Here is a 16427-nt window from a genome sequence, read left to right on the forward strand (position 1 = left end):
TTCGCAAATGGCGCGCGGCGGTCGAAAAAACGAACGGGAAAACCCCGAACGGCGATGTATCGCAACAGGTGAGGTTCAGCCCAAGGGCGGGATGATCCGCTTTGTTGTGGGCCCGGAAAACAAGATCTATGCGGATATTTCGGGTAAATTGCCCGGCCGTGGAATCTGGGTTCTTTCTGACCGCAAGGCGTTGGCATTGGCAATGAAAAAAGGGCTTTTTGCCCGTGCCGCCAAACAGGCGGTCGTGGTGCCAGAAACTCTAGTAGAAGACATCGAAGCGGCACTTGTGCGGCGGCTGGTGGATCACATCTCGCTGGCACGCAAGGCTGGCCGGGCTGTGACAGGATATGAAAAAGTTAAAGGCTGGCTTGAGACCGAAAGAGCTTCGGTTTTGATTCAGGCTTCAGACGGGTCAGAGCGCGGAAAATCCAAGCTCCGCCCCCCGCACGATCGCGATCTCTATATTGATATGCTTACGGCACATGAATTGGGAATGGCCTTTGGACGGGAAATTGTGATACATGGCGCGCTTGCGACTGGTGGACTCACCAAAAGTGCGGTAGAGGAAGCCAAACGCCTTAGAGGCGTGCGCGCAAATGGCGGTGGAATATCCACCGAGAAGGGTACGAAGACCACATGAGCGATAGTGACGGCAAAAAAACACTGGGTCTGCGCACTGGCGCAGGACGTCCTGGAAACGTAAAGCAGAGCTTTAGCCACGGACGCACCAAAAACGTTGTTGTGGAAACGAAACGCAAACGCGTTGTCGTGCCAAAACCTGGTGCAGGTAAAGCAAATGTAAGCAGCGCGTCTGTAGGGGATCCTTCACGGCGTCCCGCAGGCATCTCTGATGTCGAAATGGACCGTCGTCTTGCGGCGTTGAAACTCGCGAAAGCCCGCGAAGTTGAAGACGCAGCGAAACGCGAAGCCGACGAACTGGCTCGCGCTGAAGAGCGCGCCAAACGTCGTGCGGATATCGACGCCAAAGAAGCTGAAGAGCGGGAACGCGAAGAGCGGATCAAAGAAAAAGCAGCTGAAGAGGACCGCATCAAGAAAGAAGCGGAAATCGCGAAAGAGCGTGCTGAAAGCGCTGCGCAAGCGGCTAAGCCTACGCCACGTGCGGCGGCAACTCCCGCGGGAGAAGCTACGGACACGACGAACACCCATCGTGGGGCTCCGGCGCGTCCATTCTCTGCACCGCGCAAGACGGATCGCGATAACCGCGCCGACAAGCCAGCAGCGAAGGCCGCTGAAGACAAACGTCGCTCGGGCAAACTGACGCTAAATCAAGCGCTTCGTGGTGGTGACAATCGTCATCGCTCCATGGCATCGATGAAGCGCAAGCAAGAGCGCGCGCGTCAAAAAGCAATGGGCGGTCAAGTCGAGCGCGAGAAAATTGTGCGCGATGTTAAAGTTCCTGAGGCAATCGTTGTTTCCGAACTGGCGAACCGTATGGCCGAACGCGTCGGCGAAGTTGTGAAATCGCTTATGAAAATGGGCATGATGGTAACGCAAAATCAAACCATTGATGCGGATACAGCCGAGTTGATCATCGAAGAGTTTGGCCACAAAATCGTGCGCGTGTCTGCATCTGACGTGGAAGACGTCATCGCGGCAGTTGTGGATGATGAGGCCGATCTGGTTGCGCGCCCTCCAGTCATTACGGTTATGGGTCACGTTGACCACGGTAAGACGTCGCTTCTTGACGCGATCCGGAAGTCTAAAGTTGTGGCTGGTGAAGCTGGTGGGATTACCCAACATATTGGGGCTTATCAGGTTACGGCCGAAGACGGCTCGTTGATGAGTTTCCTCGACACGCCTGGTCACGCGGCCTTTACATCCATGCGTTCGCGCGGTGCACAAGTGACGGATATCGTTATCCTTGTGGTCGCAGCTGACGATGCTGTTATGCCACAAACAATCGAAGCCATTCATCACGCGAAAGCGGCGGGTGTGCCGATGATTGTTGCCATCAACAAAATCGACCGTCCGGATGCAGATCCAGACAAAGTGCGTGTCGCTTTGCTGCAACACGAAGTTATCGTCGAGAAAATGTCTGGTGACGTACAAGACGTTGAGGTTTCGGCCATCAATGGAACGGGCCTTGATGATTTGCTTGAGGCGATTTCGCTGCAAGCGGAAATTCTTGACCTCAAAGCCAACCCAAAACGCTCGGCGACTGGTGCGGTTATTGAGGCTCAGCTTGACGTTGGACGTGGTCCAGTTGCGACGGTTCTGGTTCAAAACGGAACTTTGCGTCAGGGTGATATCTTTGTTGTTGGTGAACAATGGGGTCGCGTACGCGCCCTTATGGATGACAAAGGCGATCGTATCAAAGAAGCTGGACCTTCGGTTCCTGTCGAGGTTCTTGGCCTCAACGGAACACCAGAGGCTGGCGATGTTTTGAATGTTGTTGAGACTGAAGCTCAGGCGCGTGAAATCGCAGATTACCGTGCCCATGCCGCTAAAGAGCAGCGCGCCGCCGTTGGTGCCGCGACAACTCTTGAGCAACTTATGGCGAAGGCAAAAGACGACAAGAGCGTTTCCGAGCTTCCGATCTTGGTGAAAACCGATGTTCAGGGTTCGGCAGAGGCAATCGTTCAAGCCATGGAAAAAATCGGCAACGATGAAGTTCGGGTTCGTGTTCTGCACTCTGGTGTTGGCGCGATCACGGAATCAGATATCGGTTTGGCTGAAGCTTCCGGCGCACCGGTTATTGGCTTTAACGTGCGTGCAAACGCATCGGCTCGCAATTCTGCGAACCAAAAGGGCGTCGAGATCCGGTACTATTCGGTAATCTACGATCTTGTGGACGATGTTAAAGCTGCTGCCTCTGGTCTTCTTTCTGCGGAAATTCGCGAAAAGTTTATTGGGTATGCGTCGATCAAAGAGGTCTTCAAGGTTACTGGCATTGGCCGCGTTGCGGGTTGTATCGTTACCGAAGGCGTCGCACGCCGCTCCGCAGGCGTTCGCTTGCTGCGCGACAACATTGTGATCCACGAAGGTACGCTGAAAACGCTGAAACGTTTCAAGGACGAAGTCAAAGAAGTTACTTCGGGCCAAGAATGCGGTATGGCATTTGAAGCTTACGAAGACATTCGTCCTGACGATGTTATCGAGATCTTTGAGCGCGAAACAGTTGAACGCAACCTCGCCTAGTGCTTGTTGTAACCAAAACTTAAGGGCCGATCATTGAGTTGATCGGCCCTTTTTTATGTCTGGATGTGTCTGCGTGGAAAGGCGCTAAAGCCAGTCGCGCAATATAGGGATCAACGGAATGTCCGCAGGTGGCATCGGGTAGCTTCTTAAGTCCGCTGCCTTAACCCATTTGAGCGTTTGCCCTTCTTGAGGGCGCGGCGTTCCCTGCCATTTGCGGCACGCGAAAAGCGGCATCAAAAGGTGGAATTTTTCATAGGCGTGGCTGGCAAAGGTAAGGGGGGCAAGGCAGCTTTGCCAAGTTTCAATCCCAAGCTCCTCAGACAGTTCCCGAATGAGAGCCACCTCAGGCGTTTCGCCTGCTTCGACTTTTCCGCCTGGGAATTCCCACAGCCCCGCCATGGATTTCCCTTCGGGGCGTTGTGCCAGAAGGACCCGACTGTCTCGGTCAATCAAGGCGACCGCCGAGACGAGAAGCACACTCAAGACCGATAATCCGCGTTGATTTCGATATAGCGGTGGGTGAGGTCACAGGTCCAAACGGTGGCCACACCCGATCCGATGCCCATATCAACCGCGAGGACGAGGGAATCGCCCTTCATATAGGTCGCACCTTCTTCCTCGGTGTAGCTCGGGGAAACCCAGCCCTTTTCCGCAACCAATATATCGCCAAACGAGATCGACAACAGATCACGATCTGCAGCGGCGCCAGATTTCCCGACAGCCATAACAACACGACCCCAATTGGGATCTTCGCCTGCAATCGCGGTTTTCACCAATGGGGAGTTTGCGATCGCCATGGCCACGAGATGGGCGTCGGAATCGCTCATGGCACCCGTTACCGCAACTTCGACGAATTTCGTAGCACCCTCACCATCGCGCACAACTTGATGCGCCAAATCGAGCATCACACCGTGGAGGGCCGCTTCAAAGGCAGCTTCGTCGGTAACTTCGGGGCCTTTGCCCGTCGCCGCCAAAAGCAATGTGTCACTTGTGGAGGTGTCGCTGTCGACCGTGATACAGTTGAAGGTTTTGTCCGTCAGGCGGCTGAGGATTTTCTGAAGTCGTGGTTGGGCGATTTTGGCGTCGGTGAAAATATAGACCAACATTGTCGCCATATCGGGCGCGATCATGCCAGACCCTTTGGCAAATCCGCTGATGGTGATGCCGTCGACGGTGGCAAAGGCGCCCTTGGGAAAGGTGTCAGTCGTCATGATGGCACGCGCCGCGCGACTGGCTTCGTTTGGGGATAGGCCTGCCTTGAGTTCAGCGAGTTTGTTGGTGATACGAGCTGGATCCAATGGTTCGCCGATCACGCCTGTAGAGGACATGAAAACACGGTTCTGAGGCACGTTGCAAATCTGTGAAACAGATGCGGTAACGGCATCCACAGTGGCAATACCGCGACCGCCTGTGAAGGCATTGGAGTTGCCAGAGTTCACGACAAACGCCGCCTCTTCGCCGCTGTCTGCGCCGAGCTTGGCCTCGCAATCAAGAACAGGTGCGGAGCGGGTTGCGGAACGTGTGAACACGCCCGCAACCGCCGTGCCCGCGCAGAGGTGAGCAAGCATCACATCGTCGCGGCCTTGATATCGTACACCCGCGGCAATGGCGGCAAAGGTTACACCTTCAATAACCGGAAGATCTGGAAAACCGCCCTTGGGCGCGAGTGGAGAGAGTGTCATAGGTTACTTTCCGACGATTTCTGGGTCTTGGAGAACAGTTGGGTCAATGACCACTTCGGTGCGTGTAATTTCGGCGTTACCTTCGAGGGCTTCGACGGCTTCTGCAAGGGCGCGTTGTTGCAACTCGGCTTCAAGTTCTTCGCGAACGTCCTCAAAAGTTGGGGCGTCTTGTACGCGGCTTTCGATGCGATGAATGACGTGCCAGCCGAATTCGCTCTCAACGGGTGCGGAATAAGTGCCGTCTTCAAGCGCAATTACCGCTTCTTCAAATGCTGGAACCATCGCCCCTTTCGAGAACCATCCAAGGTTGCCGCCATTCGGGCCAGATGGTCCCGTTGATTTCTCGCGTGCGAGTTCGGCAAAATCACTTCCGGCGTCAAGCAGTTGGACAACGAGATCAGCTTCCTCTTTCTTCTCCAAAAGAATATGGGCCGCATTAAACTCCATCTCGGGTTCGCCGCCGATATATGTCTCGTTGAAAAGCGCCTCAAGTTTTTCTTGCGTGACGGCCGTTGCAAGAACGGCGTCAACAGCGGATCCCGCCATATAGGACCGTGTTTGATTGTCCATCGCAGTTTGGTCGCGAAGGGAAACATTGCCTTTAACGGATTGTGCGAGGATGTTTTGTTGGATCAAGTTTTCCAAGATCCCCTCAAAAAGAACGCCGTCTTCAAGGGTGAGGTATTGCTGTGGCAGCGTTTCACGGGCGATAATCATATGGCCGATTGTAATATCCATGCCATTCACTGTGGCCACAACCGTTCCCCATTCGGGTTTTGGAGGTGTGTCTTGGGCAACTGCGACGCTCGTGGTCGCCAGAAGTACTGCAAAGATACCGATTTTAGTGTGTTTTAACATCAATTCACCCTTAGATTTGTCCATTAGGCCCCCTAACATTGACAGTGTCCGGTTGGACCCTTACATCGCCAAAGTGCCTTGTCGTTTCGTGCCAGTCATTTGGCCCTTGATAAGCCCGCTTTTAAGGCGGATCAAGGCAAGGTTCAAACGAACCAACCAATAGAAGTGTTCAAGCGGAGAATTTATGCTGGGTATCGGAAAAATCACCAAAAAAGTCTTTGGTTCACCGAATGATCGTCTGGTCAAATCGACCCGCCCGCTTGTGCAAAAGATCAATGATCTTGAGCCTGAATTTGAAGCCCTGACCGACGAAGGCATCAAAGAGAAAACACTGGAACTGTCCGAGCGCGCTCAAAAGGGCGAAAAGCTCGATGACCTTCTCCCCGAAGCCTTTGCCAATGTGCGGGAAGCCGCGCGACGCGCGTTGGGTTTGCGGGCTTTTGATACCCAGTTGATGGCCGGTATTTTTCTACATCGCGGCAATATCGCTGAGATGAAAACGGGCGAGGGGAAAACCCTCATGGCGACCTTCGCGGCCTACTTGAACGCCTTGACGCGGGAGGGTGTTCACATTGTGACGGTGAATGACTACCTCGCCAAACGCGACGCCGAGTGGATGAGCCAAGTTTACAGTGCTTTGGGTATGACAACGGGTGTGGTCTATCCACAGCAGCAGGATGAAGAGAAAAAAGCCGCGTATAAATGCGACATTACCTATGCCACGAACAATGAACTGGCGTTTGACTATCTTCGCGACAACATGCGGTCCGAATTGGGCCAATTGGCACAGCGCGGCCACCATTATGCGATTGTGGATGAGGTCGACTCCATTTTGATCGACGAAGCACGGACACCGTTGATTATTTCCGGACCTGCCCAAGATCGCAGCGAGTTGTACATTTCCATCGACAAGCTGATCCCAAGCTTGACCGAAGAGCATTTCACGCACGACGAGAAAACCAAAAACGTTACTTTCTCTGAAGACGGTAACGATTTCCTCGAAGCCTTGTTGCATGAGCACGGTATCTTGCCCGCCGAGCAATCGCTCTATGATCCGGAAAGCACGACCGTGGTGCACCACGTCAACCAAGGCCTCAAAGCTCACAAGCTTTTTACCCGCGATAAAGACTATATCATGCGCGATGGCGAAGTGATGTTGATCGACGAGTTTACCGGTCGGATGATGGCGGGGCGTCGTTTGTCTGACGGCTTGCATCAAGCGATTGAGGCCAAAGAGGGCGTCGATATCAAGCCCGAAAACGTCACCCATGCTTCGGTGACGTTCCAGAATTATTTCCGCTTGTATGGCAAACTCGCCGGCATGACGGGAACCGCGCTTACTGAGGCGGCTGAGTTCGCCGAAATTTATAATCTCGGCGTTGTTGAAGTGCCAACAAACCGCCCGATTGTTCGGATTGACGAGCATGACCAAGTGTTCCGGACCGCAAAAGAGAAATTCGCAGGCGTTGTCATCGCTATTGAAGAAGCGCACGCAAAGGGTCAGCCGATCCTTGTGGGGACAACTTCGATCGAGAAGTCGGAATTCCTCTCGGGTCTACTCAAAGAAGCGGGCGTTACACACAACGTTTTGAATGCACGCCAGCACGAAAAAGAGGCGCAGATTGTTGCCGATGCAGGCCGTTTTGGCGCGGTGACGATTGCGACGAATATGGCGGGGCGTGGTACCGATATTCAGCTTGGCGGCAACGCCGACCTACGGCTGGAGCAGGCGCTTGACGCCGACTCAAACACAGATAAAGAGGCGCTTCTAGCCGAGATTGCAGCAGAGAAAGAAAAAGTCAAAGAGGCTGGTGGTCTGTTTGTGTTGGCAACTGAACGCCACGAAAGTCGCCGGATTGATAACCAGTTGCGTGGCCGTTCAGGTCGCCAAGGCGATCCAGGCCGCTCGTCGTTCTTCTTATCTCTCGAAGATGATTTGATGCGGATTTTTGGTTCAGAACGTTTGGACAAAGTTTTGTCGAGCCTCGGGATGAAAGAGGGCGAAGCCATTGTGCACCCCTGGGTCAATAAATCCCTCGAAAAAGCACAAGCCAAAGTCGAAGGCCGTAACTTTGACCAACGGAAACAACTTCTGAAATTTGACGACGTGATGAACGACCAGCGCAAAGCGATCTTCTTTCAGCGCCGTGAAATTATGGAATCTCAAGACCTCTCTGAAATCGTGCAGGACATGCGCCATCAGGTCATTGATGATCTGGTCGACATTCACATGCCAGCGAAATCCTATGCCGAACAGTGGGATACAGAGGGCCTCTATGCTGAGATCCTTAAGAAAATCGGGGTGGATGCTCCGGTGATCGAATGGGCCCGCGAAGAAGGTGTAGATGATTCCGATGTGCGGGAACGTTTGTGTGATGCTGCCGACAAATTTATGGCCGCCAAGGCTGCGGATTTTGGCCCAGAAGAAATGCGCGGGATCGAAAAGCAGATTTTGCTGCGGACAATCGACGGGAAGTGGCGCGAACATCTCCTGACTTTGGAACACCTTCGTTCGGTCGTTGGGTTTCGTGGGTATGCGCAACGGGATCCATTGAACGAGTACAAAACTGAAAGCTTCCAACTGTTCGAGATTTTGCTCGACACCTTGCGCGAAGAAGTCAGTGAGCAACTCGCACGATTGCCCTCGCGCGAAGAAATCGAGACCATGCAGCGCGCACAACTGGAGCAATACAAAGCCCAGCAGCAAGCGGCTGTGGCAGCGCAACAGGCCGCATTGCCGAAAGCGACCACTGAGGGGTTTGACGAAAACAATCCAGAAACGTGGGGCGACCCCGCGCGCAATGATCTCTGTCCTTGTGGTTCTGGTGAGAAATTCAAACATTGCCACGGTAAAATCTAAGAAGCGCGTCGCTCAAGTCTTGGGCGGCGCAATCTCCAGTCATGGCTCTCAATCCCTGTCGCAATCTGAGAATGGCCCAAAGTGCGCCCAAATTCGGCCTCATTTTGGGTTGAATGATAGGAGTCGAGTAAATCGATTGGAGGAAGCCATGCGTTTGAAGGGAAATTTCGTTTACGTGCTTGCGAGCTTTGCCGCAGCGTTTTCCATTGGCTATGCGCTTCAGAACAGTGAGGGCAACAATGCGATTTTTGCACCCTCCGACTCCGATCAAGTGAGCACAGGCGCTGGTGTTTCGTTGGTGGATCCAAAAACGGTCCAACACACGTCTGCCCCTGCAAACGACCCTCACGGGTTGCCTTTTGCTCCCGAGGCGACCATGGCGCATCTTCTATTGAAAAGTTATACGTCGAATGTATCGGCACGGATGCTCGATACCCTCGGCCCCAACCCAGTTAAAAAAGCGCCGACATACAGCGCCTATGGCGTGCCTTGCTCCACCAAGCTCGAAGCTCTAGCGGGCCCGGCGGCAATGATCACAGTGAAGCTTTCGGCGAGCTGTGCGCCAAGCGAAACGTTTGTGCTTCGCCAAGGGGAACTTGCGGTAACGGGGGTAACCACTACGGTCGGTTTGGCCGAGCTTTCACATCCAGCGATGTCAAAAGACCCCACTATTTCTGTCACGTTCGCGGGTGGTCAAAGTGCGGTAACGACCTTGCACGTGAGTGATTTTGACGATTTTGAGCGGGTTGCATTACAGTGGAAGGGCCGCACGGGCTTAGAAATACATGCGCTGGAGTTTGGCGCCGACTATGGCCAAGCAGGACATGTTTGGAAGAATTCTTCTCGAAAAGTTGCTTATGCTACCGGAGCGCTTGGTGGTTTCATGACGCAAATTGGCGAAGGGGATAGTCCCGATTCAATGCACGCAGAAGTATATAGTTTCCCGTCTGGGGCTATTCGCCGTGACGGTGCTGTCCGTCTTTCTGTCGAAGCGGAAATCACTTCCTTTAACTGTGGCCGCGAGATTTTGGCCAAAGTAATGCAACCAAAATCGACAACGGGTGTAGAAGTGGTTGATTTAGGGCTGACAATGCCGGATTGTGACGCCATTGGCGACTTTTTGGTGTTGAATAATCTGCTTCGGGACCTAAAAATCGCTCTGAACTAAATTTTATTTCGGGCATGCGTATGAACATCCTTCGTGCGGCGGTTTGCGCCGCACTTTTCGTATTTACGCCCCTGTTGGCGCACTCCCAAGATGTGACTTTGTCATCTCTTGATGGCGGCGTTACTTTATCTGGGGCTCTGGTCAGTTATGACGGTGAATTCTATCGCGTCGACACTGAATATGGTGTCCTGACCCTCGATGGATCGGGCGTTTACTGTTCGGGGCCCGCCTGTCCGAACCTCGAAGGGTATGTTGCGGAACTTTCCATCGCAGGAGCGCAGGGAGTGGCTGGAATACTGCTCCCGTCTCTTTTTGAACGGTTTGCGCAAAAGCACGGGTATGATGCGGCGCGTGAAGTTACCTCGGACACCGATTTCACGATTGTTCTGGCCCAAAAAGATGGCGGAACGGCGGTCGCTCGTATTCAGTTTGATCTAGGAACTTCCGATTACGGGATGGAGCAATTCCTCGCAGAGGACGCCGATCTTGCGGTTTCCCTTCGGGAGGCTACCGCCGCCGAGCAATCAAAGGCCATTGAAACGGGCCTCGGGAATCTCAATCTTGCGAAAAATGCAAGAATTCTCGGGCTTGATGGCGTCATTCCGATCATCGCAAAAAATAATCCAGTTGCCGCCATTTCTCTTGGTCAACTTTCCAAAGTTTTGTCAGGAGAGATTTCAAATTGGCAAGAATTGGGGGGAATCGACGTTCCCATTGAGCTTCATCTAAGGGACGCTGGCGCAGGTTTGCTCCAAAAAATCTCCAGCGAGATGTTGACGCTAGATCAGCAATTCGCACCGTCCGCACAGCGCCACACCCGCGACGAAGCACTGAGCGACGCCGTTTCTCGCAGCCCCTTTGCGCTGGGTTTGACCGGCCTTTCAAGTTTGGGAAATAGCGTACCTATGTCGCTTTTGGGAGGCTGCGGGTTTCCGTTTCAGGCGACACATGAAGCTGTAAAAACGGAAGACTATCCCCTTACAGCCCCGTTATTCCTTTATGTCCCCAATCGTCGCTTCCCGAAAGTCATCCGCGAGTTTTTTGCATTTTTGTCTACACCAGAAGCCGCCCAAATTGTGGCCGATGATGGTTTTGTGAACCAAACCCCGTTGGAGATACCGATGAATTCACAGGGGGAGCGACTTGCGAATGCAATCCTGCAGGCAGGCAATGAAACCTCGCTTTCCGATCTCCAAGAAATGGTTGCTGAGTTGCGAGACGGACAGCGGGTGACAACAACCTTTCGGTTTGAGCCGGGCTCCTCGCGTCTGGATGCACAGTCACGTGCGAATGTTGAACGCTTGGCCGAGGTCCTTGAGGCGGGCATCTTTGGCGACCGTTCCGTGACATTTGTTGGATTTAGCGATGGTGACGGAGGAGCGGCGGCAAACCGGAAAATCGCGCTTCGCCGTGCACAGGTCGTGGAGACGGCAGTGCTGCGGGAAGCGACTTTGTTTGATCCCAATCGCATGGGCGTCACGTCCAAAGGGTTTGGCGAGGCGATGCCCATGGCCTGTGATGAAACGGAATGGGGCAGCAGGGTCAACCGGCGTGTTGAGACTTGGCTTGGGCCCCTCCGCCCGCCAGAGCAACCTGAACCTCCCTTGGAAGCATCCGAAAATTCTGCTGCTACAGATAGCCCTCAGCCCGAAAACTGAGTTCACGGGATTTTCCCACGATAAGGTGGTCGTGCAATGTGAGCCCCAAAGCCAGCGCCGCGTCATTGATTTGCGCTGTGACTGTGATGTCCGCTTGTGATGGGGTGGGATCACCCGACGGGTGGTTGTGAACCAGAATGATCGCCGAGGCGTTGAGTTCAAGCGCTCGCTTTACGACTTCGCGTGGGTAAACTGGCACATGATCCACGGTTCCGCGCGCCTGCTCCTCGTCAGCAATCAGAACGTTCTTGCGATCAAGAAACAAAATGCGGAATTGCTCGGTCTCGCGGTGGGCCATTGTCGTGTGGCAATAGTCCACAATGGCGTCCCATCCCGATATCACATGTTGCTGCATGATACGGCTGCGCGCGAGGCGCTGTGCGGCAGCTTCAATGATTTTAAGCTCACAAATGACGGACTCTCCAACGCCTCGGATTGGTAAAAGCCGCTCTCTTGGTGCTGAAATCACACGATTAAAGTCGCCAAACGTCTCGAGCAGAAGACGGGCAAGCGGCTTTACATCTTGTCGGGGAATGGCGCGGAACAGGACAAGTTCGAGCATTTCGTAATCGGGGAGGGCAGTGGCCCCGCCAAGGAGGAACCGTTCCCGCAAGCGTTTCCGATGGTCGCGAATATAGCTTGGCTGTTTTTCTTGAGAGTTTTCTTGCCGATGACTGGGCTTTCTACCCTGCGCTTGCGAGTTCCTCGGCTGGCGCACCTCATCCACATCCATATCGAACATGGGCAGGGGTCTTTCGGAAAAGAATCGTTTCAAGTTCATAGGTCTAACTTGAAACGATTCTCTAAAAATTTAGTTAATTTGAGTTAACTCTTCATACCGTCCCAGAAGGTTTTCACTTTGGAGAAAAAGCTACTCTCTTCGGGGCTATTATCGGCCTCAATGCCACCGAATTCCCGAAGGAGTTCTTTTTGGCGACTTGTGAGGTTTACCGGCGTTTCAACGGCCAACTCGATAAACATATCGCCGGTTGGCCCACCGCGAAGTGCGGGCATACCCTTGCCGCGAAGACGCATTTGGCGACCAGATTGGCTTCCCGACGGGATCTTAACCCGACTGCGTCCGCCGTCAATTGTTGGTACCTCAATGTCACCACCAAGCGACGCAGAAACCATACTTACCGGAATGCGACACTGAAGGTTTACCCCATCGCGTTCAAAAATCGTATGATTTTCAACTTCGATAAAGATATAGAGGTCGCCATCTGGCCCGCCGCGCAAACCGGCTTCACCTTCGCCAGAAAGGCGGATGCGATTACCAGTTTCGACGCCTGCTGGGATATTCACAGACAAGGAACGGTTCTTTTCTGTCCGTCCAGCCCCACTACATTCCGTGCAGGGGTTTTTGATCAATTGACCGGTACCCGAGCACGTTGGGCAGGTGCGTTCGACGGTGAAAAACCCTTGTTGGGCGCGGACTTTACCCATGCCAGAGCAGGTCGGGCACGCAACTGGCTCAACGCCGCTTTCCGAGCCCGTTCCAGAACATTTTTCACAGCCCACAGATGTAGGAACCGTGATCGTTTTCTGCAAACCTGTGTAGGCATCTTCTAGGTTAACGCGCATGCTATAGCGTAAATCGGACCCGCGTTGGGCACGGGTGCGCGGGCCACCGCCGCCACGTCCGCCCATAAAATCGCCAAAAAGGTCGTCGAACACATCGGAGAAAGCAGAGGCAAAATCGCCATTGCCCTGTCCAGGATGTCCCTGACGCGCGCCGCCCATTCCGCCTTCAAAAGCTGCATGGCCATAACGGTCATAGGCGGCTTTCTTTTCGGCGTCTTTCAGGACCTCGTAAGCTGCATTCGCTTCTTTGAATTCGGACTCAGCATTGGGATTGTCGGGATTGCTATCTGGATGTAGCTCTTTGGCTTTCGTACGAAATCCTTTTTTGATTTCGTCCGCTGAAGCACCTTTGGCGACGCCAAGAGTTTCGTAAAAGTCACGTTTTGACATGTTATTATCCCCTTTGGGAACGCAAAAACCGGCCCGACTTGTTTCGGGCCGGTTTTAAAGGCGAGCGCCTTATTAGGAGCGTTTATCGTCGTCCAAGTCTTCGAAATCAGCATCCATGATGTCGTCATCACCTTTGCTACCAGCTTCGTCGACCCCAGAAGGCTCTTCTTGGGCTTCTTCTTGGCTAGACTTATAGATTGCCTCGCCCAGTTTCATCGAAGCTTCAGTTACGTTCTGAACCCCAGATTTGATTTTCTCAGCATTGTCAGTCTCAAGATCATCTTGCAACGCTGCAATGGAGAGTTCGATAGCTTCGATCGTTGTTGGATCGACTTTATCTTTGTGCTCTTCCATGGCCTTTTCGGTGCTGTGGATCAAGCTTTCGGCTTGGTTCCGTGCTTCGATAAGCTCTTTGCGCTCTTTGTCAGAATCCGCGTTTTCTTCAGCGTCTTTCACCATTGCTTCGATATCCTCGTCTGAGAGGCCACCCGAAGCTTGGATGGTGATTTTGTGCTCTTTGCCAGTGCCTTTGTCCTTGGCGCCCACTTCAACGATACCGTTGGCATCGATGTCGAAGGTCACTTCGATCTGGGGCAGGCCACGCGGTGCTGGTGGAATGTTCTCTAGGTTGAATTGACCGAGGATTTTGTTGTCCGCTGCCAATTCGCGCTCGCCTTGGAACACCCGCAACGTCACAGCGTTTTGGTTGTCTTCGGCAGTCGAGAAGATTTGCGATTTCTTGGTTGGGATCGTTGTGTTGCGATCGATCAAGCGTGTGAACACGCCACCAAGTGTTTCGATACCAAGCGACAGAGGCGTCACGTCCAAGAGTACAACGTCTTTGACGTCGCCCTGAAGAACACCCGCTTGAATTGCAGCGCCCATGGCCACAACTTCGTCTGGGTTCACACCTTTGTTTGGCTCTTTGCCAAAGAACTTGGACACTTCTTCGATGACTTTTGGCATACGAGTCATACCGCCAACGAGAACGATCTCGTCGATGTCACCAGTCGAGAGGCCAGCGTCTTTGAGAGCATCTTTACAAGGCTTCAACGAAGCTTTGATCAAATCGCCTACAAGGCTTTCCAATTTTGCGCGTGTCAGTTTGAGCACGAGGTGAAGAGGTTGACCAGATTTTGGGTCCATCGAGATGAACGGCTGGTTGATCTCAGTTTGGCTCGCGGAAGAAAGCTCGATTTTTGCTTTCTCGGCAGCTTCTTTGAGACGTTGCAACGCCATCTTGTCTTTGGTCAGGTCAACGCCGTTCTCTTTTTTGAATTCGCCTGCGAGGTAAGTCACGATACGCATGTCGAAGTCTTCCCCACCAAGGAAAGTATCACCATTTGTGGATTTTACTTCAAAGAGGCCATCGTCAATTTCTAGGATGGTAACGTCGAATGTACCGCCACCAAGGTCATAGACCGCGATGGTTTGTGTTTCTTTTTTGTCCAGACCATAGGCCAGCGCCGCAGCGGTTGGCTCGTTGATGATCCGAAGCACTTCAAGACCAGCAATTTTACCAGCGTCTTTTGTGGCTTGGCGCTGTGCATCGTTGAAGTACGCGGGAACGGTGATAACCGCCTGTGTCACTTCTTCACCAAGATAGCTCTCGGCGGTTTCTTTCATTTTTTGAAGGATGAAAGCGGAGATTTGGCTAGGTGAGTATTTGTCACCCTTAACTTTGACCCAAGCGTCACCATTGCCACCGTCGATCACGTCGAAGGGCAGGTTCGCTTTGTCTTTGGCCAAATGCTTGTCGTCAGCGCGACGGCCAACAAGGCGCTTCACACCAAAAATTGTGTTTTCTGGGTTTGTGACGGCTTGTCTTTTTGCGGGCTGGCCCACCAGACGTTCATCGTCGGAAAACGCAACGATCGAAGGCGTTGTGCGTGCACCTTCTGCGTTTTCAATTACACGTGGTTGCGATCCATCCATGATGGCGACGCAAGAGTTTGTAGTTCCAAGGTCAATGCCGATGACTTTAGCCATATTGTAGTACCCCTTTTGAGTTAGGCGATGTTGCGGAACGCGGACCCATGCTAGGCATCTCGGCTCCGATTCAATTGGTAACCAGAGTTGCCCCTGATCAAGCTTCTTTGGGTATATAGGGCTGGGTCCTTAGGCCTGCAAGCCGTTGAACCCAAAAGCAGCGAGTTTTTTCCGGAAAAAAACGAGTCATGTCACCCCTTTCAACAGAAAATTCGCTAAATTTTTAGCGAAAGGTGGTGGCGGAGGTATGACTATCTACCAGCGCTCCAACTGATCGACGCATGTTTGCGCGTATAGAACTCTCCCATCAACCCAATCATCGTGAGGGCTATGGTGACTTTGACCGGGTAACTGATGGAACTCACCGTCGCGATGTAATTGATAAACACAAAGCCGCGGCATTGATCGATAACGTGAAAGAGGGGGTTCCAGTCGAAGAGGGACAGCATCCATCCAGGGAGCGTTTTGGCGAGGAACATTTTACCGGAGGCGATCATGTTCGCCCGAGCATAGATCGTGGCTGCAAGTCCGATAAAGCCTGGAGCCCACGGTTTTGCGGCGAGAAACACCATTCCAATTGACACACCAGTCGCCCAGGCCAACAACAACATGGCAAAAGCACCGGCGGGTTGGTTGATCGCGATTGGAGTAATCGCCGTGTGGTATAAAAACAGGACGACACTCACCGACAGAATTTGAATATACAACGCCGCCAAAGCAGACGAGCAAATGGCGACAACAGTGTTCATCGGCGCATGAAGCATCATCGCAGAGGTAGGTCCAGGGGCACCCACAACAGCACCCATCGCCTTGGTGTGGGTCATGAAAAGGAAAATTCCCGACATGATATACAACAGGAAGTCGCCACGGATGGCGCTTCCTCGCAGGCCTAAAACCGAAAACATCACATAGAATGCAACAACCAACACGACGGTTTGCATCATATTCAATAAGAGGCCGATAAGGGCATTTCCGTGTGATTTCCGAACTTCGCGCACGGTCGAATGGTAAATAAGTTCGAGGATAGCAATGGCTGTGTGAAGGCCTTTGTGTTTTTGCGGTTGTACCTGAAACATATT

12 protein-coding genes are annotated in these 16427 nt (G+C 52.9%); 5 read left to right on the top strand and 7 right to left on the bottom strand.

Annotation, left to right across the window (positions count from 1 at the left end; genetic code table 11):
- Positions 1-7: 7 nt before the first annotated feature.
- Together AB9F27_RS10550 and infB are read left to right on the top strand one after the other, a co-directional pair.
- A complete protein-coding gene (locus AB9F27_RS10550; RefSeq protein ID WP_335583897.1) occupies positions 8-640 on the top strand; it encodes an RNA-binding protein in 633 nt (210 codons plus the stop codon).
- On the top strand, positions 637-3159 hold the full coding sequence (gene infB, locus AB9F27_RS10555) for a translation initiation factor IF-2 (protein ID WP_335583896.1): 2523 nt from the start codon (positions 637-639) through the stop codon (positions 3157-3159). The genes AB9F27_RS10550 and infB overlap by 4 nt, the downstream gene beginning before the upstream one ends.
- An 84-nt stretch (positions 3160-3243) precedes the next feature.
- Here the strand turns inward: infB and AB9F27_RS10560 are convergent, their stop codons facing one another.
- From AB9F27_RS10560 to AB9F27_RS10570, 3 genes are read right to left on the bottom strand one after another with little or no spacing between them, the layout of a single operon-like run.
- The gene (locus tag AB9F27_RS10560) at positions 3244-3642 is read right to left on the bottom strand and encodes a (deoxy)nucleoside triphosphate pyrophosphohydrolase (protein WP_335583895.1); all 399 of its coding nucleotides are present in this window, start codon (positions 3640-3642) and stop codon (positions 3244-3246) included.
- Positions 3639-4841, bottom strand: a complete 1203-nt coding sequence (argJ, locus tag AB9F27_RS10565; RefSeq protein ID WP_335583894.1) for a bifunctional glutamate N-acetyltransferase/amino-acid acetyltransferase ArgJ — start codon at positions 4839-4841, stop codon at positions 3639-3641. Before argJ ends, AB9F27_RS10560 begins: the two co-directional genes overlap by 4 nt.
- Positions 4842-4844: 3 nt before the next feature.
- On the bottom strand, positions 4845-5723 hold the full coding sequence (locus AB9F27_RS10570) for a peptidylprolyl isomerase (protein ID WP_335583893.1): 879 nt from the start codon (positions 5721-5723) through the stop codon (positions 4845-4847).
- A 160-nt stretch (positions 5724-5883) separates the two neighbouring features.
- On the opposite strand from AB9F27_RS10570, the gene secA reads away from it, so the two are divergent.
- From secA to AB9F27_RS10585, 3 genes are all read left to right on the top strand, one after another.
- Entirely contained in the window at positions 5884-8559 is a 2676-nt protein-coding gene (gene secA / locus AB9F27_RS10575) for a preprotein translocase subunit SecA (protein WP_335583892.1), read from the top strand.
- A 148-nt stretch (positions 8560-8707) separates the two neighbouring features.
- Positions 8708-9727, top strand: a complete 1020-nt coding sequence (locus AB9F27_RS10580) for a hypothetical protein (RefSeq protein WP_335583891.1) — start codon at positions 8708-8710, stop codon at positions 9725-9727.
- 20 nt (positions 9728-9747) lie between these two features.
- Positions 9748-11385, top strand: coding sequence for a phosphate ABC transporter substrate-binding/OmpA family protein (locus tag AB9F27_RS10585; protein WP_369755426.1), 1638 nt, complete (start codon positions 9748-9750; stop codon positions 11383-11385).
- Here AB9F27_RS10585 and radC read toward each other — a convergent pair.
- The 4 genes from radC to AB9F27_RS10605 form a co-directional block, all read right to left on the bottom strand.
- Positions 11357-12166: a DNA repair protein RadC gene (gene radC / locus AB9F27_RS10590; protein ID WP_369757709.1), complete on the bottom strand. Its 810-nt coding sequence runs from the start codon at positions 12164-12166 to the stop codon at positions 11357-11359. The two genes, AB9F27_RS10585 and radC, sit on opposite strands and share 29 nt — an antisense overlap.
- 44 nt (positions 12167-12210) lie before the next feature.
- Positions 12211-13359, bottom strand: a complete 1149-nt coding sequence (dnaJ, locus tag AB9F27_RS10595; protein WP_335583888.1) for a molecular chaperone DnaJ — start codon at positions 13357-13359, stop codon at positions 12211-12213.
- Positions 13360-13431: 72 nt separating this feature from the next.
- Complete coding sequence (gene dnaK / locus AB9F27_RS10600) at positions 13432-15348, bottom strand: molecular chaperone DnaK (RefSeq protein WP_039002822.1); 1917 nt, start codon at positions 15346-15348, stop codon at positions 13432-13434.
- Positions 15349-15599: 251 nt separating this feature from the next.
- Positions 15600-16424 (bottom strand): ABC transporter permease, encoded by an 825-nt coding sequence (locus AB9F27_RS10605; RefSeq protein WP_335583886.1) that lies wholly within the window; start codon positions 16422-16424, stop codon positions 15600-15602.
- Positions 16425-16427: the final 3 nt, after the last annotated feature.

It is taken from the genome of Falsihalocynthiibacter sp. CO-5D18 (assembly GCF_041205445.1).
GTDB classification, from domain to species: Bacteria; Pseudomonadota; Alphaproteobacteria; order Rhodobacterales; family Rhodobacteraceae; genus Falsihalocynthiibacter; species Falsihalocynthiibacter arcticus.